Genomic DNA, 23682 nt, shown 5'->3' with positions numbered 1-23682 from the left:
CTGCCGGTGCGTTAGGAAGCAGATGGCGACACTTCGCTGGCGTGACTCTGAGAGACTTAGAGCCATGCACACTTCATCGCGCAAGTCCGGGTTCGGCCTGTTAGCTATCTTGCTCAGCGCCGTAGGGATCGCCCCGCTGCTCAACTATGGTCTGAGCGCGACCAGCGACCTGATCATTCGGGATCTGGGTATTGATGAGGCACAATTTGGTTTGCTTGCCACCGCCTGTTTTGCGTTTGCTGCCGTGGGAAACGCTGCTTTGGGCAGGTTCACTGACAGAAGTGCGGATCTGCGCTTACTGAGTCTAATCTTCGGGATTGCCGCTCTATCCATGGCAGTTGCCGCGATCCCTGGCGGTTATTGGTTACTGCTAATCGCCGCAGCACTATCGGGGCTCGCGCAGTCCTTTGCCAATGGCGTGACCAATCGGATCCTTGCTCAACGGGTTCCGACGGAGCAAAGGATTACGTGGACGGGCGTGAAACAGTCCGGTGTGCAGGTTTCGCAACTCGTTGGCAGTATCGGTTTCCCGTTGTTAGCGGCCTGGGTCGGGTGGCACGGGGCCAATATCTTCGGCGCTTTGCTAGCCGTTATTCTCGGCATCCTTGCCATACGCGTTGTTTCCTCGGTTCCACTCCTGCCGTTGCCGACCCGCACTGGTAGCAAAACTCAAAGTTCAGCGACCGCACTACCTAAAGACACCTCAACACGATTCTTTATCTTCGGGTTGAGCACCTTCGGGTTTATTAACGGCGCCGGGGTACAAGCAACCAATGTCTATCTGCCGCTCTTTGCGGTTCGTGAACTGGATTTTTCCTTGGTCGCCGGCGGTTTCACCGCTGCGGTGGCTGGCATCATTGGTGTCAGTGCACGAGTCGGTTGGGGAGCGCTAATGTCCCGGGGAATCTCTGCACCTAAGTTGCTCCTCTTGCTCGCATCCATGGCTACCGGTGGAGGGATCAGCTTCCTACTTGCTCAGCAGCTAGATTCCGCGGTCTTGTTATGGCTTGCGGTGGCGCTACATGGTGCTTCGGCTCTGGGGGTCTCGGTAGTTTTGATGGCAGCTCTGCTCCGGGTGATCCCAGCTTCCCGCTTAGGCAGCGCCAGTGGCATCGTTACCGCAGGGCAGTTTGCGGGATTTACTCTTGGACCGGTCCTAATGGGTGTACTGGTTGGTTCCTCCGGCGGATTTAGCGCGGGCTGGGTGGCAGTGACCGGGATTTATCTCTGCTGCATGTTCCTAGGACTGTTTCTCGTCTGGCGGCGTGGAAATCGTTCCTGGGCTGAACTCTAGTGATCGGGCTTGACCTACGAGATCTTTGGCTCAAGTCGCCTCCGAGAGCGAAGCAAACCCCACTGCCGCTTATGGCACTCGCTCTCAGGTAGCTGTACCCGCTTCGGTTAGCAGCCATATCAAGCGGTGCTCTTCACAGTTGTTTGATTGCTGACGAAGAAATCAATTAAACGCCTACGGGCGGTGGCCAAGAATAAAATTCTCGGCCACCGCCCGTAGGCGTTGCTTGTTTAGCCCTCTAGCGCAGCCGGTGCTGGCTCGCCTTCAAGCTGTCCGGTGCCGCCTTCGGCGCGGAAGGTGAACTTCTCCGCCCCGGCTTCACCTTCGACATCCACGTGAATGTGCTGGCCGGTCAGAATCTGACCGAACAGGATTCGCTCGGAGAGCTGATCCTCGATCTCACGCTGAATCGTCCGGCGCAAGGGACGTGCACCCATGGCGGGATCGTAGCCCCGGGTCGCTAGAACGGTCCGCGCGGCATCGGACAGTTCGATGGTCATTCCGCGCTCGTGTAGACGCTTGGCCAAACGACCGACGAACAGATCCACGATCTCTTCGATTTCTTCCTGGCTCAGCTGCGGGAAGACCACGATGTCATCGACACGGTTCAGGAACTCTGGACGGAAATGCTGGCGCAGCTCTTCCTGAACCTTGGCCTGCATCCGCTCGTAACCGGTACGGGTATCGGCCGAGGACTGGAAGCCGGTCATCACACCCTTGGAAATATCCCGGGTACCGAGGTTGGTGGTCATGATGATAATGGTGTTCTTGAAGTCCACCACTCGGCCCTGTGAGTCGGTCAAACGGCCGTCTTCCAGAATCTGCAGCAATGAGTTGAACAGGTCCGCGTGGGCCTTTTCGACTTCGTCGAAGAGCACTACGGAGAACGGACGACGGCGTACCTTCTCGGTCAGCTGTCCGCCTTCTTCGTAGCCTACGTAGCCCGGAGGGGCACCGAAAAGTCGGGAAACGGTGTGCTTCTCCGAGTATTCGGACATATCCAGGGTGATCAGTGCGTCTTCCTCACCGAAGAGGAACTCGGCCAGCGCCTTGGCTAGCTCGGTCTTTCCTACGCCGGTCGGACCGGCGAAGATGAAGGAGCCACCTGGACGGTTTGGATCCTTCAGCCCTGCACGGGTTCGACGGATGGCCTGAGAAATAGCCTTGATCGCTGAATCCTGGCCGATAACTCGCTTGTGCAGCTCATCTTCCATGTTCAGCAGACGCGTGGACTCTTCCTCGGTCAGCTTCACAACCGGGATACCGGTGGAGTTCGCTAGGACCTCAGCAATGAGCTCCTCAGTGACCTCGGCGATTTCGTCCATGTCACCGTTGCGCCAGGCTTTTTCCTTCTCGTTGCGCGCTTCAATCAGCTTCGACTCCTTGTCGCGCAAGGAAGCCGCGCCCTCAAAGTCCTGCGCGTCGATGGCTGCTTCCTTCTCCAAACGGACAGTGGCGATCTCCTCGTCCATTTCCTTCAGAGCAGGGGGTGCGGTCATGCGCTGAATGCGCAGTCGAGCACCGGCCTCGTCGATCAGGTCCACTGCCTTATCCGGCAGGAAGCGGTCGGAAATATAGCGGTGAGCCAGCTGCGATGCGGCCTGCAAGGCACCATCGGTAATCGAGACACGGTGATGTGCCTCGTAGCGGTCACGCAGTCCGCGCAGAATCTGAGTGGTCAGTTCAACCGATGGTTCCTTGACCTGGATCGGCTGGAAACGACGCTCAAGAGCTGCGTCCTTCTCAATGTTCTTGCGGTACTCATCCAAGGTGGTCGCACCGATGGTCTGCAGTTCACCGCGAGCGAGCATTGGCTTGAGAATGCTGGCGGCATCGATGGCGCCTTCAGCGGCACCGGCACCCACGAGAGTGTGGATTTCGTCGATGAACAGGATGATGTCACCGCGAGTGCGAATTTCCTTCAGTACCTTCTTCAGGCGCTCTTCGAAGTCACCGCGGTAACGTGAACCGGCAACCAGCGAACCTAGATCCAAGGTGTAAAGCTGCTTGTCCTTGATGGTTTCAGGAACATCGCCACGCACGATCGACTGGGCGAGTCCCTCGACCACGGCGGTCTTACCGACGCCTGGTTCGCCAATGAGTACTGGGTTGTTCTTGGTGCGGCGAGAGAGGACCTGCATGACGCGTTCCATCTCATGCTCACGGCCAATGACCGGGTCAAGCTTACCTTCGCGGGCTGCCGCGGTGAGGTTACGACCAAACTGGTCCAGAACGGCCGAGCCAGCCGGGGTGCCTTCGCTCTGACCGCCGGAGCTGACACCAGCGGACGCGGTGTCCTTGCCACCTTGGTATCCGGAGAGCAACTGGATAACCTGCTGACGCACCCGGCCCAGATCGGCGCCGAGCTTTACCAGCACCTGCGCGGCAACGCCCTCACCCTCACGGATCAGCCCCAGCAGGATGTGCTCGGTGCCAATGTAGTTATGTCCCAGCTGCAGTGCTTCGCGCAGCGAAAGTTCCAAAACCTTCTTGGCGCGCGGAGTGAACGGAATGTGGCCGGAAGGAGCCTGCTGGCCCTTGCCGATGATTTCCTGGACCTGCTCGCGGACGGCTCCTAGCGAAATGTTCAGCGATTCCAGCGCCTTAGCCGCGACACCATCGCCTTCGTGAATCAGGCCGAGCAGCAGGTGCTCGGTGCCAATGTAGTTGTGGTTGAGCATGCGCGCCTCTTCTTGGGCGAGCACGACAACGCGACGGGCACGGTCGGTAAATCTCTCAAACATTGCGGCACACTCCTTGCTTACCAATAATTCGATGCTACGCATCATCGGCTCAGGAATCTGCCTTGTTCGCCACAGGGATAACCGATAAGCACGCTACCGCCAATTCTTTAGTGGCGCAGAAACGGAAGAGGTCGAGGTATATACACCTCGACCTCTTCCAGCCAAATTGACTTACCCGGCAGTATTCTTAGCGAGCGCGGCTTCGCCCGCCCTTGCGCTGTGCTGCCTGATAGGCCTCAACCACATCGGCATTCAGCCGACCACGGGCGTTAACCTTAATGTTGTTTTCCTTAGCCCACGCTCGAATCGCTGGCGCCTCACCGCTGGACGCCTGCTTCGAATTGCGCGCCACCTCGATAAAAGGCGCCAACGCGGCGCGGAATTTCTCCGCATTCTGATCGTTGAGATCCATCTCATAATGGTCGGAACCAACACTAAAAGAAATAGATTCGGTTGCTTCCCCGCCATCAATATCGTCAATTAATGCAATCTGGACCTGGCGTGCCACGTTATTATCCTCCGTGCTGGTAATGCTTTAGACCCAAAGAATTTATAACATCAGATCTGCTGTAGATACATCATATCTAACAAATACTTTTAGATATGCATTAATTGCTCAATTCATACCTAATTTTCAGGTTGGGATTTATTATCCTGTGATTTTAATTCTCCAGAAGTAGAATCAAGGACTAATTTTTTATCCGCTTCGGCTTCCGCTTGACGTTCGGCGCGGTCAGCATTCATGACTGCTTTGATGACGTACCAGAAAATCAATGCAACAACGATAGTCGGCAATAGGGCTTCTACATATGGCATTTATGCCTCCGGCTTCAGCAAAGGGAAAAGGATCGTTTCGCGAATTCCCACATCGGTGAAGAGCATAACCAAACGGTCAATGCCCAAGCCAATTCCGCCCATTGGCGGAGCACCGTACTCCAGTGCGCGCAGGAAGTCCTCATCTAATTGCATGGCTTCGGGGTCGCCACCGGCAGCCATGAGCGATTGTTCGGTCAAGCGTTCGCGTTGAATTACTGGGTCAATCAGCTCGGTAAACGCCGTTCCGCGTTCCATCCCGCCAATAATCAAATCCCAAGCTTCAATGACATCGGGGTTCTCACGGTGTGGCCGGGCCAATGGCTGCGCCAGCGGTGGATAATCGTAGACAAAGGTCGGGTCGATCAGCGTTGGTTCCACGATTTCACCAAACAATTCGATGACCAGCTTCTGGGCTCCCCACGCCGGGTCGATCTTGACCTCGTGCTTCTGCGCAATCTCACGCAATTTCTCAGCCGTGGTTTCCGGGGTGATTTCTTCGCCTACCGCTTCCGAAAGCCCAGGGTAGACACCGAGCCAACGCCATTCACCGTCAAGGTTGATGGTTCCCTTGGAAGTTTCGATCTGGCGGCCAGCGCCAATGGCGTCAGCGGCGTTGAGGATAATTTCCTTAATGCGATCGGCCATCACGAATTGATCGGCATAGGCTTCGTAGCTTTCCAGCGTGGTGAACTCTGGTGAGTGGGTAGAATCCACGCCTTCATTACGGAAAATACGTCCTAGCTCGAAGACGCGATCGACACCACCGACAACGCAACGCTTGAGGTACAGCTCGGTGGCAATGCGCAACGTCATATCCTGATCGAAGGCATTGAGGTGGGTTTGGAATGGTCGCGCCGAGGCACCGCCGTGGATGAGCTGCAACATCGGGGTTTCCACCTCGACGTAGTTGTGATCCTCTAGAGTACGACGCACCGCACGTACAATGGCGGCACGCTTGTAGATCATTTCACGTGCTTCATTGCGCACGATCAGGTCGGCGTAACGCTGCCGCACCCGAGTCTCTTCGTTCAGGTCTGCGTGCAGTACCGGAAGCGGACGCAGGGCCTTGGACGCCATCTGGAATTCGGTCGCCATAATGGATAGCTCACCACGACGCGATGAGATCACTTCACCGCTGACAAAGACGTGGTCACCAAGGTCGACCAGTGCTTTCCAATCGGCCAGACGCTCTTCACCGATGTTGGCCAGTGACAGCATGACCTGCAGACGCGTGCCGGCGCCCTGCGGCCCCCCTTCCTGCAGGGTGGCAAAGCACAGCTTTCCGGTGTTGCGCATAAAAACGATTCGACCGACAACCCCGACAATCGCCCCAGTAGCGGTGTCTGGTTCCAGATCCGGGTACTGTGCACGAACCTGTTCCAAGCTATGGGTACGTGGTACTCCGACCGGGTAGGCTTCCTCGCCGCGGGCGAGCAGCTCGGCGCGCTTATTCATGCGGACCTGACGCTGGTCGTTAGTGTTCGTGCTGTCTGCTGCAGGGGAATTATCTAGGGAAGTCACAGTACACCATTCTACGTGTCACGGCCGTGGTTGTGGGTGCTTCATGATCGGACTCACCAGATTCGGTGAGTTAAGCGCCGCAGGCGGGCATCATTGATGCCCGCCTGCGGCTCGGATCACCAGATTTCGACGCGATCAGCCGGATCTAGCCACATTCCGTCGCCTGGTTTGGTGTCGAAGGCTTCGTGGAAAGCAGTCAGATTCTTCGGCACCTGGTTGCAACGGAACTCGCCCGGGGAATGCGGGTCGGTAGTAACGCGGATTACCGCGGTCTCCGGACGAATCAACGTACGCCAGCATTCGGCCCACGCGTAGAAGAAGCGCTGATCGCCGGTGACACCATCGATTACCTCGTCAGTCTCGATACCGCGGGCCGCGAGCTCCAGCTTGTAGGCCTTGTACGCGATACCTAAGCCGCCAAGATCGCCAATGTTTTCGCCGAGGGTCAGTTTTCCATTGACCTGGTGTTCCGGTGCCTCGGTTGGGGAGAGCGCTTCGTACTGTTCAACGAGCTTGCCGGTTAGCTTCTCAAAGGCTTCACGGTCCTCGGCCGTCCACCAGTTTTTCAACTCGCCGGTACCGTCATACTGCGATCCCTGATCGTCGAAACCGTGCCCGATTTCGTGGCCGATCACCGCGCCGATGGCACCAAAGTTCGACGCAATGTCACGGTCCACATCAAAGAACGGAAGTCGCAGAATCGCCGCGGGGAAGGCGATCTCATTCAACAGCGGGTGGTAGTAAGCATTGACCGTCTGTGGATACATAAACCACAGTTCGCGGTCCACACCGTCGTCGATCTTCTTGAGTTCTCGCTTGAATTCAAACTCGTTGGCAGCGGCAAGATTAGCGATCACATCGTGCGGATCGGTTTCAATACTTGAGTAATCGATCCACTCATTCGGGTAGCCGATCTTCGGCCGGAACATCGAAAGCTTCTCCAAGGCCTTCTCAATGGTTGCCGCGCCCATCCATGGCAGGGTACTAATGGAATCTCGGTAGGCCTGGATCAGACGCTCAACCAAGTGATCCATGGCGTCCTTAGCCTGCGGTGGGAAGTGTTTAGCGACGTACAGCTGCCCAATGTCTTCACCCACCGCACCTTCGGTGAAGGCCACACCACGCTTCCAGCGTTCCTTGAGCGTCTCCACCCCGCCCAGGCGTGCGGAGTAGAAGGAGAAGTTTTCGTTGACGAAATCGCTGGAGAGGTAGGAAGCGAAAGAGCGCAGTACCTGAAGAGTCAGCCATGCTTTCCACGCACTAAGCGGCTGTTCCTGCAGAGCTTTAGATAGCGCGGCAAAGTAGCTAGGCTGCCATAGCACCACTTCTTCGAAGTACTGTTGCTCGATACCGGCGCCCTTTAGCCAAAGCTCGAGCTGGGGGAAGAGTTCAAGGACCTGCTCACGAGTCATCAAGTTATACCGGGCTTGCGCATCGCGTACTTTGACGCGGTCCCAGTGGTGAGCGGCAATGACCTTTTCCAGCTCCACAACCCGTTCTGCGGCGGCTTGGGCATCAGCCTGTTCACCCAGTCCCAGCAGGCGGGCCACATGTTCTTGGTAATCGGTGACGGTCTGCGCGAACTGCTCTTCACGATAGTAAGATTCGTCAGGCAGCCCCAGACCACCCTGCAGGAAGGTGAGCAGGTTTCGCTCTGGGTTTCCAGCATCATTCATGGCACCGGATTGTAGGAAGCTACTAACACCCTTCCGGTAGAAGCTTCCCGACAGTTCAATCAATTGCTCAATGCTCTGTGCGTCAGCGATGGACTGCAGGTAATCGCGAACCGGGTCCAGCCCCTTGCTCTCAATCAGTTCCTCATTCATGAAACTGCCATAGAGGTGCGCAATTCGGGTTTCAGCGGCATTCTTCGCAGTACCAGCAGCGACCGCCTCGACAGTCTGTTCAATGATCGCGTGAACGGCAGCCTCAGCTTCATCACGCAATTCCATGAAAGAACCGTAGAGACCCTGATCGCTGGGGATTGAAGCCGTATCAAACCATTTGCCATTGGCATTTCGGTACAGGTCGTCTTGCGGACGAATGGACTCGTCACGGTACTTTAATGTCTGCGCGCTCACCTAGATACTCCCTGAGTAGACCGGAAAATAACTCTCTATAGCTACTCTAGTCAGAACGAGGGTACCTGTAATCCTAGGTGCGCAATGATGCGCCGAAGGCTTAAATGGGTGAGGCCCTGACACACAAGTATCAGGGCCTCAAACCACAATAATAGTCCGGCGGTGTCCTACTCTCCCACACCCTCACGAGTGCAGTACCATCGGCGCAATGGGCCTTAGCTTCCGGGTTCGGTATGGGACCGGGCGTTTCCCCCACGCTATGACCGCCGTAACAGCCTCGAAACAACAAACACAATAATGCAACCAAACCCCGCAACCACACTTGCGTGTGATTGATGAGGTTGTTATCTCGTAACCATATAGTGAACGCGAACACACAAAAAATCTTGTCTACCCAACCCACAGGGTCGGGTGTTTTGTTGGTGTTGATAAGTCATCGGCCTATTAGTACAGGTCAGCTACACAAGTCTTCAGTCCTTGCTTCCACATCCTGCCTATCAACCCAGTGGTCTAGCTGGGGGCCTCTCACACCACAAGGGTGCATGGAAATCTCATCTCGAAGCAGGCTTCCCGCTTAGATGCTTTCAGCGGTTATCCCTTCCAAACGTAGCTAATCAGCGATGCACTTGGCAGTACAACTGACACACCAGAGGTTCGTCCGTCCCGGTCCTCTCGTACTAAGGACAGCCCTTCTCAAATTTCCAACGCGCGCAGCGGATAGGGACCGAACTGTCTCACGACGTTCTAAACCCAGCTCGCGTACCGCTTTAATGGGCGAACAGCCCAACCCTTGGGACCTACTCCAGCCCCAGGATGCGACGAGCCGACATCGAGGTGCCAAACCATGCCGTCGATATGGACTCTTGGGCAAGATCAGCCTGTTATCCCCGAGGTACCTTTTATCCGTTGAGCGACGGCCCTTCCACACGGTGCCGCCGGATCACTAGTCCCGACTTTCGTCCCTGCTCGAGCTGTCACTCTCACAGTCAAGCTCCCTTGTGCACTTACACTCAACACCTGATTGCCAACCAGGCTGAGGGAACCTTTGGGCGCCTCCGTTACTCTTTAGGAGGCAACCGCCCCAGTTAAACTACCCATCAGGCACTGTCCCTGAACCAGATCATGGTCCGAAGTTAGGTGACCGGTACAGCCAGAGTGGTATTTCAACGATGACTCCACCTGAACTAGCGTCCAAGCTTCACAGTCTCCCACCTATCCTACACAAGCTGCACCGAACACCAATACCAAACTATAGTAAAGGTCTCGGGGTCTTTCCGTCCTGCTGCGCGTAACGAGCATCTTTACTCGTACTGCAATTTCGCCGAGTTCATGGTTGAGACAGCTGGGAAGTCGTTACTCCATTCGTGCAGGTCGGAACTTACCCGACAAGGAATTTCGCTACCTTAGGATGGTTATAGTTACCACCGCCGTTTACTGGGGCTTAAATTCTTAGCTTCGCATTACTGCTAACCAGTCCTCTTAACCTTCCAGCACCGGGCAGGAGTCAGTCCGTATACATCGTCTTGCGACTTCGCACGGACCTGTGTTTTTAGTAAACAGTCGCTTCCCACTGGTCTCTGCGGCCCACACCCGCCTCCAAGGAGCAAGTCCTCTTCACGGGGCAGGCCCCCCTTCTTCCGAAGTTACGGGGGCATTTTGCCGAGTTCCTTAACCATGATTCTCTCGATCGCCTTGGTATTCTCTACCTGATCACCTGTGTCGGTTTCGGGTACGGGCGGACTGGGACCTCACGCCGATGCTTTTCTAGGCAGCATAGGATCACCAAATCACCCACCAAAGTGGGCGCCTATCAGGTCTCAGAAACATGAACAGCGGATTTACCTACCGTTCTTCCTACACCCTTGGACCAGGTCAATTCCATTGCCTGGCTCGGCTACCTTCCTGCGTCACACCTGTTAATACGCTGACCTCACAGCCTCGGTTCCCAGCCCCGCACACCACAACAACACCACAAGGGCGCCGTACGCAATGATTGGAGGTGGTTAGCATCAACTGCTCAGTATGGGCGGTCCTTCGCCGGTACGGGAATATCAACCCGTTGTCCATCGACTACGCCTGTCGGCCTCGCCTTAGGTCCCGACTAACCCAGGGCAGATTAACTTGACCCTGGAACCCTTGATCATTCGGCGGACGGGTTTCTCACCCGTCATTCGCTACTCATGCCTGCATTCTCACTCGTGTAGCCTCCACCACTGGTTTCCACCGCGGCTTCACCGGCCACACGACGCTCCCCTACCCATCCAAACCACTGGACCACAAAGGCCTATGACATGTTTGAATGACGCAACTTCGGCGGTGTGCTTGAGCCCCGCTACATTATCGGCGCGGAATCACTTGACCAGTGAGCTATTACGCACTCTTTCAAGGGTGGCTGCTTCTAAGCCAACCTCCTGGTTGTCACAGCAACTCCACATCCTTTTCCACTTAGCACACGCTTAGGGGCCTTAGTTGGCGTTCTGGGCTGTTTCCCTCTCGACTATGAAGCTTATCCCCCACAGTCTCACTGCTACGCTCTCACTTACCGGCATTCGGAGTTTGGCTAAGGTCAGTAACCTTGTAGGGCCCATCGCCTATCCAGTAGCTCTACCTCCAGTAAGAAACACGCAACGCTGCACCTAAATGCATTTCGGGGAGAACCAGCTATCACGAAGTTTGATTGGCCTTTCACCCCTACCCACAGCTCATCCCCTCCATTTTCAACTGAAGTGGGTTCGGTCCTCCACACGCTCTTACACGCGCTTCAACCTGGCCATGGGTAGATCACTTCGCTTCGGGTCTAGACCGTGCCACTCAAACGCCCTATTCAGACTCGCTTTCGCTACGACTACCCCACACGGGTTAACCTCGCGACACAGCACTAACTCGCAGGCTCATTCTTCAAAAGGCACGCCATCACACAGGACAAGCCCATGCTCTAACGGTTTGTAAGCACACGGTTTCAGGTACTATTTCACTCCCCTCCCGGGGTACTTTTCACCATTCCCTCACGGTACTGATTCACTATCGGTCATCAGGTAGTATTCAGGCTTACCAGGTGGTCCTGGCAGATTCACACGGGATTCCTCGAGCCCCGTGCTACTCGGGCACCTATACAAGAACGGCAGACACGCATTACACCTACGGGACTATCACCCTCTCTGGTCCGGCATTCCAACCGATTCACCTATACGCCCGCACCTCGCTCCGCCAACTAGATAGAGTCAGCACATATAAGCCCCACAACCCCGATGATGCAACGCCTATCCGCTATCACACACCAACCGGTTTAGCCCCATCCGCGTTCGCTCGCCACTACTAACGGAATCACTATTGTTTTCTCTTCCTGCGGGTACTGAGATGTTTCACTTCCCCGCGTTCCCTCCACGCAACCTATACATTCAGTCACGGGTCACACCACATAACATGGTGCGGGGTTTCCCCATTCGGAAATCCTGGCCTCAACGTCCGGTTATCGACTCCACCAGGCTTATCGCAGATTCCCACGTCCTTCATCGGCTCCTGATGCCAAGGCATCCACCGTGCGCCCTTAAAAACTTTCAACAAAACACTTTGCAAAAAGCCTCAAAAATAATTGAGCAACAAAACAATCAACAAAATCACAAAACAAGACTCAAACATCACACAAACCCGCGACAACAGGCCCATGCAACTCATCTCGTTCTATAAGATGCTCGCGTTCACTATACAGTTCCCAAACAACAACCCCACACCCCCAAAACCACCACCCACAACCGGGGCAATAATCTCAAAGACACAGGACAAGGCCACACCAAAACCAGCACAACCCCCCAGCACCCAGTCAAAACCAGACACAACAAAAAAGGGGGGCCATGAAAGCTTGTTGCCTCAAAACCCAACAGCATGCCAAACCACACAAACCACACCACACCCCTCACCCGCTTTCCCACACCACCACCCCAACAGGGACGATCATGCGTACTCACAAGCAAACAATGCGACACAGCCACAGCCAACACCCACACACCACCAACGGCGCATGTTTCCCAGTGTTGAGTTCATTGATATTCCACCCATGAGCAACCCACCCAAACAACACTCGTGTCTGGCATGAGCAACCAAATAATGGTTAGCTCCTTAGAAAGGAGGTGATCCAGCCGCACCTTCCGGTACGGCTACCTTGTTACGACTTAGTCCCAATCGCCAGTCCCACCTTCGACGACTCCCCCCACACAAGGTGGTTAGGCCATCGGCTTCGGGTGTTACCAACTTTCGTGACTTGACGGGCGGTGTGTACAAGGCCCGGGAACGTATTCACCGCAGCGTTGCTGATCTGCGATTACTAGCGACTCCGACTTCATGGGGTCGAGTTGCAGACCCCAATCCGAACTGAGACCGGCTTTTAGGGATTAGCTCCACCTCACAGTATCGCAACCCATTGTACCTGCCATTGTAGCATGCGTGAAGCCCAAGACATAAGGGGCATGATGATTTGACGTCATCCCCACCTTCCTCCGAGTTGACCCCGGCAGTCTCCCATGAGTCCCCGGCATAACCCGCTGGCAACATGGAACGAGGGTTGCGCTCGTTGCGGGACTTAACCCAACATCTCACGACACGAGCTGACGACAACCATGCACCACCTGTGAACCAGCCCCGAAGGGAAGGACTATCTCTAGCCCGGTCTGGAACATGTCAAGCCTTGGTAAGGTTCTTCGCGTTGCATCGAATTAATCCGCATGCTCCGCCGCTTGTGCGGGCCCCCGTCAATTCCTTTGAGTTTTAGCCTTGCGGCCGTACTCCCCAGGCGGGGCACTTAATGCGTTAGCTACGGCGCGGAAAACGTGGAATGTCCCCCACACCTAGTGCCCAACGTTTACGGCATGGACTACCAGGGTATCTAATCCTGTTCGCTCCCCATGCTTTCGCTCCTCAGCGTCAGTAAATGCCCAGAGACCTGCCTTCGCCATCGGTGTTCCTCCTGATATCTGCGCATTTCACCGCTACACCAGGAATTCCAGTCTCCCCTACATCACTCTAGTCTGCCCGTACCCACCGCAGAACCAGGGTTGAGCCCTGGTCTTTCACGGCAGACGCGACAAACCGCCTACGAGCTCTTTACGCCCAATAAATCCGGATAACGCTCGCGCCCTACGTATTACCGCGGCTGCTGGCACGTAGTTAGCCGGCGCTTCTTCTGCAGGTACCGTCACTTACGCTTCTTCCCTACTGAAAGAGGTTTACAACCCGAAGGCCGTCATCCCTCACGCGGCGTCGCTGCATCAGGCTTTCGCCCATTGTGCAATATTCCCCACTGCTGCCTCCCGTAGGAGTCTGGGCCGTGTCTCAGTCCCAGTGTGGCCGGTCACCCTCTCAGGCCGGCTACCCGTCGTCGCCTTGGTGAGCCATTACCTCACCAACAAGCTGATAGGCCGCGAGTCCATCCCCAACCGATAAATCTTTCAACCACCCACCATGCGGCAGGAAGTGATATCCGGTATTAGACCCAGTTTCCCAGGCTTATCCCGAAGTCAGGGGCAGGTTACTCACGTGTTACTCACCCGTTCGCCACTAATCCACCCAGCAAGCTAGGCTTCATCGTTCGACTTGCATGTGTTAAGCACGCCGCCAGCGTTCATCCTGAGCCAGGATCAAACTCTCCATAAAAAAATAAAAAGCCACCAACAAGCCCCCCAAGGAAAATCAGGGAACCACAACGTTGATGTAGTCCTGGCGAATAAAAACCACTCAAGAAACACCACACGGGGGTGCGGCATCCTCAAGCAAAAAATGTTTCGTATTCACCAAACAAAAAACATTCGGTATCAACAAACTTGGCACACTATTGAGTTCTCAAACAACAAACACTTTCCGGTTCCTCATCAACCACATTCAAGGTGATGATTTCTTCCGGCGTTCTTTGTAAATCTTATCTTGAAGAATATTTGAAAGTCAAATTCATTTTCATGTGATTTGAATTTCTATTCTTCCCCCATTTAGTTCCTGATTGATTTCACAGATAACTGTGTTCTTCAGGGTTTTGATGGGGTTTTTGTTGCCCTGTTTCTTCCGGTTTTGATCCCGTGTTCCGTTCGGCAACAGATAAAAACTATACACAGGTTTCAGGGGGCACGCAAATCGGTAGACGGGTTATCAGGGGTGACCGTGCACACTTAATTATTTGCCATCCAAAGAGCCCGAAGTCTCTGCGATTCTCCCGCTCGTCGTAACACTCACTGTAAAGGCAAGCGGAGCAAAGGAGGGTCAGTACGACAGTAAGTCTCAGTCATCGATCTTGTCCTGTCCTCCCTGCTGCGGTAGCCGCTGGCTTCTTCTAAAGGCCTACCGCTTTCCCCCTAGTTGCATCCTGCAAATGTTTAGGTGGTCCCAGCTTTGAAGGGCGCACGGCGCATCTCGCCCATCACATATCCTCATGGTCTGGCTGTTACGCCATTCGGGCATGGTCTGGATTTGCCGCAACTGTGGATCCACACCTCATCGAGAACGGACTCTCATATTTTTAGTGCTCGTAGGTAGCGTTCCAAAGCATCGATGAGCCAGGCGCCTTAGCATTCGAGTGGAGCCTCGTCTGCTGCGCAGGTCGAGCGCCGCACCGGGCGTCCAAATTTGTCTGCGCCGAAATCCCATAGCTCGTTGTCATCTTGGAGGAACTCCAAGACCGCGCCATTGGGCAGGCCGCAAAGGTCGGAGATCTAACTCTGCTCCCCGGTAGGCGCGATAGACCTACTGTGCTTCGCAAAGGGTCAGTGCGTAGGTATCGGCCTCGCTTACCCACTCACCACGGACGGACAGTACTCTTCTACTGCCCTTCCAGCTCGAAGCGTCGATGTCTTAACTCCCGCTGTGCACCACGCAATGGTGAACCGTCTATTGGTAGCTGGTTCAAGTCGACAGAGCCGGCTGCATTGAGCGCCAGCTTATTTGCTGCATTAGCGGACCGCTCATTGAGCCCTAGATCCCCAGCAAACTGTGCCCAATGCTTGCGTTTGAGATTCTTGGTCTTCCCAGCCAGCGTCAAAGCCATCGTGTCATCTCCATAAAGAAGCGTGCACGGCACGTCATAGACCGGAGCAACCGAAAATCTCTCCCTCTCGTCAGCCAGAATTGACACGTTCTTCCCGTGAAGATCCCCATTTCCCGTCAGCCACGCATAGACGAACTGCAGATAAAGGTTTCTCACCGCGAGCAAAGGGGCATGACAATGCTCTGACAATGCCAAGCACACTTCTTCGGATGATATCGAATACTTGGCCGACGGCGGCAGATTCAGCACCTGCATCGCGTCCTCGAGGCGTCTGCGCGTCAACGTCGTGCGATCTGCTCCGATTCTCCGGTCGAAGCGTTCGACAAGAAGCCCCTCTACGCCGTTCTTATCACGCAAGAGCGCACTCTTGGCTGTTGGAATTTTGAGTTTCTTGGCGCCTTCCAAATGAAGATGCTCGTTGGCCACCAGATGCGGATGCTCCTGAGTATCTAGCTTGAGCAGATAGTTGAATTCCCGCGTTGCCACCGGCGTTGTCAGCATTGTGGCACTGATCTTGTCCTGTACCCCCGGCAATGAATGCAGATCCAACGTACGCGACAGGGCTGCAAAGTCCATTTGAGCCGGGTCAAGAACTTCCGCGACCACTGGAGGAGAGGTCAATGGCCGCCCGGATGGCACAATACTGACATCGCCAGGTGTATCGGCACCTACGATCATTAGCAATGTCAGTTCATCAGATAGGGATGTCTTAGCCGCATTCTTAAGTACGGTGAGCCTGTGGCCTTCGGGAAGAAGACCCGAGAAGAACGCGGGGAGTCCGCCACTCGGAACACTGTAAGTGGGGTTCGAGGCCGGTAGCGAAAATGCTATGCCCTTCCGGCCGGATGCAAGATATTCGACGGTGTAAGAGAATTCAACACTACCGTCGGGCTGTCTACGCAGATGGCCAGCGAGCTTTCCGTCCTGATATACGTCAGCTGTCGATACGAGTTTCAGTTCCTGGAAATTAGAGCTCACGGCACTACCAGCAGTCGGATACCCAGCACGTTCAAAGTAGCCAGAACGGCAGCAAAGGAGGGATTGCCATTTCCGGATTCAATCGAACGCAGCGTACGTTCAGAAATCCCTGCAAGATCGGCTAGCTGCTCTTGAGTCAGACCACTTTCTTTCCTCGACGTTTGAATGGCTGCCCCGACATCACTTAGCGAATTCATCCGCGCTCCCGTCCCGGCAAGATAACGCCGATTCTGGTTGATTCAAGTTCCATAATGCATGAGATCACCCACTTCGGCAAGATCCTGCCGAAGAGCTGGAAAAAGGGGAAGAAATCAACCCTAAAGCAAATGTATCGGCAATAAACTGCCTAAGTTCGGATTTTCCGGGGAGTATCTACTGATCCCTCTTTCGTCGCAGCCTTCGCGTTCGGAGCGCAGAGCTTGCTGAGCAAACGGGATCACCGCGCCGCGAGCCGCGCAGCTGACACGATGACATCTGTCAAGGGACATTGGTTTCTGCCCACGGGCGGCCACGAAAAATGCCCACCATTGGCCAACAAAACTGCCCGCTGACGGCCACCACCACTGCCCACTGTGAAAGTAATTTCCAGCCTGGCGGTGACCAACAGCAGTCCACCCCGGGAACTCGTCCTAGTGCAACGCGCTCACCCCCGCCCCGGCCAGCGCCTGAGTCAGTCGGACCGAGTCACCACTGGTCTGGCAAATATGGGCATGGTGTAGCAACCTGTCCACTGTCGCGGTAGCAAGAGTCTTTGGCATCAACTCGTCAAACCCCGCGGGGTGCAAGTTCGAGGAAATCGCTACCGAGCTCTTCTCATACGCGGCATCAACCACCCGGTAAAGCGCTTCAGCAGCGTCTTCAGGCACCGGTAACAACCCAATATCATCAATAATGACCAGGTCAGAACGCAGAATCTTGTCCACGGCTTTGCTCACTGACGCGTCGACCCGGTGTGAGCGCACGATCCCGGCAAGGCGTTCAAGGGTAAACCACGCAACTTTCAGCCCTTCATCCACCGCGTGCTGCCCCAACGCTTCGAGGAAGAACGTTTTACCAGTGCCAGAAGGGCCTGCCAGCACAAGGTTTTCCGCACGCTGAACCCATTCCAAAGTTCGTAAGGCCTGCTGCGTCGCAACCGGGATGGTTGAAAGCGTTGGATCCCATGTATCGAACGTTTTCCCAGTGGGAAACCCTGCGGCTTTGCGCCTGCTAGCGATCACCGACCGGGAACGGCCGGTTGTTTCCTCCTGAAGTAAGGCCCGCAGCACCTCGGCCGGTTCCCACCGCTGGGACTTTGCCGTGGCGAGTAGTTCGGGGGCCGCGAGGCGGGCGTGTGGCATCCTTAGGGCACGGAACTGGGCTTCGAGGTCTTCTGGAAGCGGTGGTGCGGAATTGATGCTGATCACCATTTCTACTGTTCTCCTGTCGGTTCAGTGGCCCCGAAATCGGCCCATGATCTGGTTCCTTGCGTCAAGGAACTCTGCTCACTACCCTGATGCTTCACGGGCTGATTGCCAACGACTTCACAGGCCAAGATGGAGCGTAAGTCTTCATAACCGAACCGATGATGCGTCGCAGCTAACCCGAGGGCCCGGTCCACCGCAGCAGTGCCATGTAACTTGGCAAGGCTGACCGCTTCAGCCATTTTCACCAAGATCCGGTCCGTGCCTACCGCGGCCGCTTCACACAGCCAGGTGGTGGCTCCGGCACCGATGGCGCAGAAATCTCGTTCTGCCTGGGTACGGGGCTTAGGCTCTTTCACTCCCGGAATCTTCTGCTCTTGATTCCCGGAGAAATGCTCGGATTTCACCGCCACCATCCCCGGGCCCAGCTTCAAGTGCGAGGCCACCTGTTCTGGCCCGTCAACACCTTGATGAACAATGACCACGGTGGCTTGTAAACCGACTCCCACGGTGCGCACCCACACCGTTTCACCGAGCAACCGTCCGGGCACTGAGTAGCGTGCGTTCTCATAACTGATCATGGAAGTGTTCATCGGCACCTTACGGCTTTCGCCCAGCGCGAGGGTGAACGGCTCATCCGGGATCCGGTGCAGCGCACCCTGCTCTGTAGCGGTGAGCAGGTCCATCGGTGCTTGCCCAGTGGACCGGTGTTTCTTCTGATTCACCTGCGCCATGAACTGGTCGCAAGCCTCCTCAAGCTCTTCAAAAGAGTTGTAAGCGGGGCGCAAGTTCGTCTCTGTGGGTACGAGATCCGCCTTCGCGATTTTCACCGCGTTCTCCACTCCGCCCTTCGTTGCTGGATCTCGTGGTTCACAGGTCAATACGCTCACCGAGTAGTAGCGGGCGAACGTCACCGCCGACCTGTTACGCACCGGGATACCGGCTACATGCATCACCGTCACGGTTTTCTCGTTATCGGTCAACACATACGTCGGCGCACCACCCAACAGCCGGAAGGTGCGGTCCAAAGCGGCGAACACGGTAGGCCCCTGCCGGTCAGGCAACGCGAGCACAACCCGGAAGCGAGACCAAGCCAACCAGGCGACGAACAGCACGGTTTTCACGCCGTTCACCACTGGCCCATCACCGAAATCGTACTGAAGCCACAACCCTGGCTCGGTCACCCACGGCAGATGATTGCGCTGATTGCCTAGCCGATAGGAACGCTTCAGCTCGGCCACCGATCGGCGGGTGGAACGTTCAGAACCGGTGTAGCCCATGCTGATGAGTTTTTCGTGGACTTTATCGGCACGGATCAGGCCCGAAGACTCACCAATGAGCTGCTCAATTATTACCCGGTACTCATCGGTGATTTTTGTGCGGGGTTTCATCCCAGGAATCGGAGCGCCTGAATTACGGGCTTTGACGTGCTTAGCAACGGTGTGGTGTGAGCAGCCGGCAAGTTCGGCGGCTGCGCGAAACGAACCGGTTCGGTCGTACGCTGCAAGAATTTCCATGATTTCTCCGTCAGACTTCATAGAGGGGCTCCTTTCAGAACCATGGGTTGATGAGTTGTTGGTACTTTTCATCAAACCCGATGGAAAGGAGCCCCGCTCTCTTCCCTCGCCGAGGTGGCATCAGGGTGAGAACAAGGTTGGTTATGAAATCAGTGGGCAAAGAGTGCTGGCCATGAGCGGGTAATTCTGCTGTCCGTCAGCGGGCAGTTTTGTTGTCCGTGTGTGGGCATTTATTTGGCCACCTATGGGCAGTTTTTCATGTCCGCTTACAGACATCGGAGCCAGCGCACGTAAAGACCGTAGATGCAGTCAAACTCCGACTGGGGCCCGCAGGATAAAGCTAGCATCCCTCCGGGGCGATCAGCTCACTCCTGGAACCGAACACCAACCACTTTCGCCACCAGATACAGAGCACCGGGATCAAAACCGTGTATCAAGCAGCAGGTTCGTATTGCTGCTTAGAAGTGGCAGCTCTGAGCTTGCGGGCACTAACGGAAAGCCGACAACAAGGAAGCGTGGTTTCTGTCTGTGCACCCCGCACCAGGAGCCAGGGGCGTTGAGTCCCTACGCGGGATCCGCACAGACCACCAGCAACCCGCAACCTATAAGCCAGCATCCCGGGAATGAATACCACCCGGTTAAATGGGTGAGGCCCTGACACACAAGTATCAGGGCCTCAAACCACAATAATAGTCCGGCGGTGTCCTACTCTCCCACACCCTCACGAGTGCAGTACCATCGGCGCAATGGGCCTTAGCTTCCGGGTTCGGTATGGGACCGGGCGTTTCCCCCACGCTATGACCGCCGTAACAGCCTCGAAACAACAAACACAATAATGCAACCAAACCCCGCAACCACACTTGCGTGTGATTGATGAGGTTGTTATCTCGTAACCATATAGTGAACGCGAACACACAAAAAATCTTGTCTACCCAACCCACAGGTCGGGTGTTTTGTTGGTGTTGATAAGTCATCGGCCTATTAGTACAGGTCAGCTACACAAGTCTTCAGTCCTTGCTTCCACATCCTGCCTATCAACCCAGTGGTCTAGCTGGGGGCCTCTCACACCACAAGGGTGCATGGAAATCTCATCTCGAAGCAGGCTTCCCGCTTAGATGCTTTCAGCGGTTATCCCTTCCAAACGTAGCTAATCAGCGATGCACTTGGCAGTACAACTGACACACCAGAGGTTCGTCCGTCCCGGTCCTCTCGTACTAAGGACAGCCCTTCTCAAATTTCCAACGCGCGCAGCGGATAGGGACCGAACTGTCTCACGACGTTCTAAACCCAGCTCGCGTACCGCTTTAATGGGCGAACAGCCCAACCCTTGGGACCTACTCCAGCCCCAGGATGCGACGAGCCGACATCGAGGTGCCAAACCATGCCGTCGATATGGACTCTTGGGCAAGATCAGCCTGTTATCCCCGAGGTACCTTTTATCCGTTGAGCGACGGCCCTTCCACACGGTGCCGCCGGATCACTAGTCCCGACTTTCGTCCCTGCTCGAGCTGTCACTCTCACAGTCAAGCTCCCTTGTGCACTTACACTCAACACCTGATTGCCAACCAGGCTGAGGGAACCTTTGGGCGCCTCCGTTACTCTTTAGGAGGCAACCGCCCCAGTTAAACTACCCATCAGGCACTGTCCCTGAACCAGATCATGGTCCGAAGTTAGGTGACCGGTACAGCCAGAGTGGTATTTCAACGATGACTCCACCTGAACTAGCGTCCAAGCTTCACAGTCTCCCACCTATCCTACACAAGCTGCACCGAACACCAATACCAAACTATAGTAAAGGTCTCGGGGTCTTTCCGTCCTGCTGCGCGTAACGAGCATCTTTACTCGTACTGCAATTTCGCCGAGTTCATGGTTGAGACAGCTGGGAAGTCGTTACTCCATTCGTGCAGGTCGGAACTTACCCGACAAGGAATTTCGCTACCTTAGGATGGTTATAGTTACCACCGCCGTTTACTGGGGCTTAAATTCTTAGCTTCGCATTACTGCTAACCAGTCCTCTTAACCTTCCAGCACCGGGCAGGAGTCAGTCCGTATACATCGTCTTGCGACTTCGCACGGACCTGTGTTTTTAGTAAACAGTCGCTTCCCACTGGTCTCTGCGGCCCACACCCGCCTCCAAGGAGCAAGTCCTCTTCACGGGGCAGGCCCCCCTTCTTCCGAAGTTACGGGGGCATTTTGCCGAGTTCCTTAACCATGATTCTCTCGATCGCCTTGGTATTCTCTACCTGATCACCTGTGTCGGTTTCGGGTACGGGCGGACTGGGACCTCACGCCGATGCTTTTCTAGGCAGCATAGGATCACCAAATCACCCACCAAAGTGGGCGCCTATCAGGTCTCAGAAACATGAACAGCGGATTTACCTACCGTTCTTCCTACACCCTTGGACCAGGTCAATTCCATTGCCTGGCTCGGCTACCTTCCTGCGTCACACCTGTTAATACGCTGACCTCACAGCCTCGGTTCCCAGCCCCGCACACCACAACAACACCACAAGGGCGCCGTACGCAATGATTGGAGGTGGTTAGCATCAACTGCTCAGTATGGGCGGTCCTTCGCCGGTACGGGAATATCAACCCGTTGTCCATCGACTACGCCTGTCGGCCTCGCCTTAGGTCCCGACTAACCCAGGGCAGATTAACTTGACCCTGGAACCCTTGATCATTCGGCGGACGGGTTTCTCACCCGTCATTCGCTACTCATGCCTGCATTCTCACTCGTGTAGCCTCCACCACTGGTTTCCACCGCGGCTTCACCGGCCACACGACGCTCCCCTACCCATCCAAACCACTGGACCACAAAGGCCTATGACATGTTTGAATGACGCAACTTCGGCGGTGTGCTTGAGCCCCGCTACATTATCGGCGCGGAATCACTTGACCAGTGAGCTATTACGCACTCTTTCAAGGGTGGCTGCTTCTAAGCCAACCTCCTGGTTGTCACAGCAACTCCACATCCTTTTCCACTTAGCACACGCTTAGGGGCCTTAGTTGGCGTTCTGGGCTGTTTCCCTCTCGACTATGAAGCTTATCCCCCACAGTCTCACTGCTACGCTCTCACTTACCGGCATTCGGAGTTTGGCTAAGGTCAGTAACCTTGTAGGGCCCATCGCCTATCCAGTAGCTCTACCTCCAGTAAGAAACACGCAACGCTGCACCTAAATGCATTTCGGGGAGAACCAGCTATCACGAAGTTTGATTGGCCTTTCACCCCTACCCACAGCTCATCCCCTCCATTTTCAACTGAAGTGGGTTCGGTCCTCCACACGCTCTTACACGCGCTTCAACCTGGCCATGGGTAGATCACTTCGCTTCGGGTCTAGACCGTGCCACTCAAACGCCCTATTCAGACTCGCTTTCGCTACGACTACCCCACACGGGTTAACCTCGCGACACAGCACTAACTCGCAGGCTCATTCTTCAAAAGGCACGCCATCACACAGGACAAGCCCATGCTCTAACGGTTTGTAAGCACACGGTTTCAGGTACTATTTCACTCCCCTCCCGGGGTACTTTTCACCATTCCCTCACGGTACTGATTCACTATCGGTCATCAGGTAGTATTCAGGCTTACCAGGTGGTCCTGGCAGATTCACACGGGATTCCTCGAGCCCCGTGCTACTCGGGCACCTATACAAGAACGGCAGACACGCATTACACCTACGGGACTATCACCCTCTCTGGTCCGGCATTCCAACCGATTCACCTATACGCCCGCACCTCGCTCCGCCAACTAGATAGAGTCAGCACATATAAGCCCCACAACCCCGATGATGCAACGCCTATCCGCTATCACACACCAACCGGTTTAGCCCCATCCGCGTTCGCTCGCCACTACTAACGGAATCACTATTGTTTTCTCTTCCTGCGGGTACTGAGATGTTTCACTTCCCCGCGTTCCCTCCACGCAACCTATACATTCAGTCACGGGTCACACCACATAACATGGTGCGGGGTTTCCCCATTCGGAAATCCTGGCCTCAACGTCCGGTTATCGACTCCACCAGGCTTATCGCAGATTCCCACGTCCTTCATCGGCTCCTGATGCCAAGGCATCCACCGTGCGCCCTTAAAAACTTTCAACAAAACACTTTGCAAAAAGCCTCAAAAATAATTGAGCAACAAAACAATCAACAAAATCACAAAACAAGACTCAAACATCACACAAACCCGCGACAACAGGCCCATGCAACTCATCTCGTTCTATAAGATGCTCGCGTTCACTATACAGTTCCCAAACAACAACCCCACACCCCCAAAACCACCACCCACAACCGGGGCAATAATCT

The 23682-nt window shown here is 55.2% G+C and carries 10 protein-coding genes and 5 rRNA genes; 1 reads left to right on the top strand and 14 read right to left on the bottom strand.

Annotated features, from left to right (window positions below; genetic code table 11):
* Positions 1-64 precede the first annotated feature (64 nt).
* Positions 65-1294: an MFS transporter gene (locus tag ACQQZ8_RS00505; protein ID WP_431710810.1), complete on the top strand. Its 1230-nt coding sequence runs from the start codon at positions 65-67 to the stop codon at positions 1292-1294.
* A gap of 230 nt (positions 1295-1524) precedes the next feature.
* Here the strand turns inward: ACQQZ8_RS00505 and ACQQZ8_RS00500 are convergent, their stop codons facing one another.
* From ACQQZ8_RS00500 to ACQQZ8_RS00435, 14 genes are all read right to left on the bottom strand, one after another.
* On the bottom strand, positions 1525-4038 hold the full coding sequence (locus tag ACQQZ8_RS00500) for an ATP-dependent Clp protease ATP-binding subunit (protein WP_431710809.1): 2514 nt from the start codon (positions 4036-4038) through the stop codon (positions 1525-1527).
* 187 nt (positions 4039-4225) lie between these two features.
* Positions 4226-4546 (bottom strand): histone-like nucleoid-structuring protein Lsr2, encoded by a 321-nt coding sequence (locus ACQQZ8_RS00495; RefSeq protein WP_431710808.1) that lies wholly within the window; start codon positions 4544-4546, stop codon positions 4226-4228.
* A 119-nt stretch (positions 4547-4665) separates the two neighbouring features.
* Positions 4666-4854, bottom strand: coding sequence for a hypothetical protein (locus tag ACQQZ8_RS00490; RefSeq protein ID WP_431710807.1), 189 nt, complete (start codon positions 4852-4854; stop codon positions 4666-4668).
* Positions 4855-6375 (bottom strand): lysine--tRNA ligase, encoded by a 1521-nt coding sequence (gene lysS / locus ACQQZ8_RS00485; RefSeq protein WP_431710806.1) that lies wholly within the window; start codon positions 6373-6375, stop codon positions 4855-4857.
* Positions 6376-6491: 116 nt separating this feature from the next.
* Positions 6492-8456, bottom strand: coding sequence for a M13 family metallopeptidase (locus tag ACQQZ8_RS00480; protein WP_431710805.1), 1965 nt, complete (start codon positions 8454-8456; stop codon positions 6492-6494).
* Between the two features lie 154 nt (positions 8457-8610).
* A 5S ribosomal RNA gene (gene rrf, locus ACQQZ8_RS00475) occupies positions 8611-8727 on the bottom strand.
* A gap of 152 nt (positions 8728-8879) precedes the next feature.
* Positions 8880-12017, bottom strand: a 23S ribosomal RNA gene (locus ACQQZ8_RS00470).
* Positions 12018-12576: 559 nt separating this feature from the next.
* Positions 12577-14102, bottom strand: a 16S ribosomal RNA gene (locus tag ACQQZ8_RS00465).
* The 16S, 23S and 5S rRNA genes sit together here, the layout of an rRNA operon.
* A 1153-nt stretch (positions 14103-15255) precedes the next feature.
* Positions 15256-16458, bottom strand: a complete 1203-nt coding sequence (locus ACQQZ8_RS00460; RefSeq protein ID WP_431710804.1) for a type II toxin-antitoxin system HipA family toxin — start codon at positions 16456-16458, stop codon at positions 15256-15258.
* A complete protein-coding gene (locus ACQQZ8_RS00455) occupies positions 16455-16655 on the bottom strand; it encodes a helix-turn-helix domain-containing protein (RefSeq protein ID WP_431710803.1) in 201 nt (66 codons plus the stop codon). The genes ACQQZ8_RS00460 and ACQQZ8_RS00455 overlap by 4 nt, the downstream gene beginning before the upstream one ends.
* A gap of 432 nt (positions 16656-17087) precedes the next feature.
* A complete protein-coding gene (istB, locus tag ACQQZ8_RS00450) occupies positions 17088-17867 on the bottom strand; it encodes an IS21-like element helper ATPase IstB (protein ID WP_431710131.1) in 780 nt (259 codons plus the stop codon).
* A gap of 2 nt (positions 17868-17869) precedes the next feature.
* On the bottom strand, positions 17870-19399 hold the full coding sequence (istA, locus tag ACQQZ8_RS00445; RefSeq protein ID WP_431710132.1) for an IS21 family transposase: 1530 nt from the start codon (positions 19397-19399) through the stop codon (positions 17870-17872).
* Between the two features lie 671 nt (positions 19400-20070).
* A 5S ribosomal RNA gene (gene rrf, locus ACQQZ8_RS00440) occupies positions 20071-20187 on the bottom strand.
* A 151-nt stretch (positions 20188-20338) separates the two neighbouring features.
* Positions 20339-23476, bottom strand: a 23S ribosomal RNA gene (locus ACQQZ8_RS00435).
* Positions 23477-23682 lie beyond the last annotated feature (206 nt).

The sequence above is a fragment of the Glutamicibacter uratoxydans genome (assembly GCF_050753455.1).
GTDB classification, from domain to species: domain Bacteria; phylum Actinomycetota; class Actinomycetes; order Actinomycetales; family Micrococcaceae; genus Glutamicibacter; species Glutamicibacter uratoxydans_A.
This window is presented reverse-complemented; position numbering and strand designations above follow the sequence as displayed.

Coding starts and splice junctions, on each gene's coding strand:
- ACQQZ8_RS00500 (WP_431710809.1), bottom strand. CDS start 4,038: ATGTTTGAGAGATTTACCGACCGTGCCCGTCGCGTTGTCGTGCTCGCC.
- istA (WP_431710132.1), bottom strand. CDS start 19,399: ATGAAGTCTGACGGAGAAATCATGGAAATTCTTGCAGCGTACGACCGA.
- istB (WP_431710131.1), bottom strand. CDS start 17,867: ATGGTGATCAGCATCAATTCCGCACCACCGCTTCCAGAAGACCTCGAA.
- ACQQZ8_RS00505 (WP_431710810.1), top strand. CDS start 65: ATGCACACTTCATCGCGCAAGTCCGGGTTCGGCCTGTTAGCTATCTTG.
- ACQQZ8_RS00490 (WP_431710807.1), bottom strand. CDS start 4,854: ATGCCATATGTAGAAGCCCTATTGCCGACTATCGTTGTTGCATTGATT.
- ACQQZ8_RS00455 (WP_431710803.1), bottom strand. CDS start 16,655: ATGAATTCGCTAAGTGATGTCGGGGCAGCCATTCAAACGTCGAGGAAA.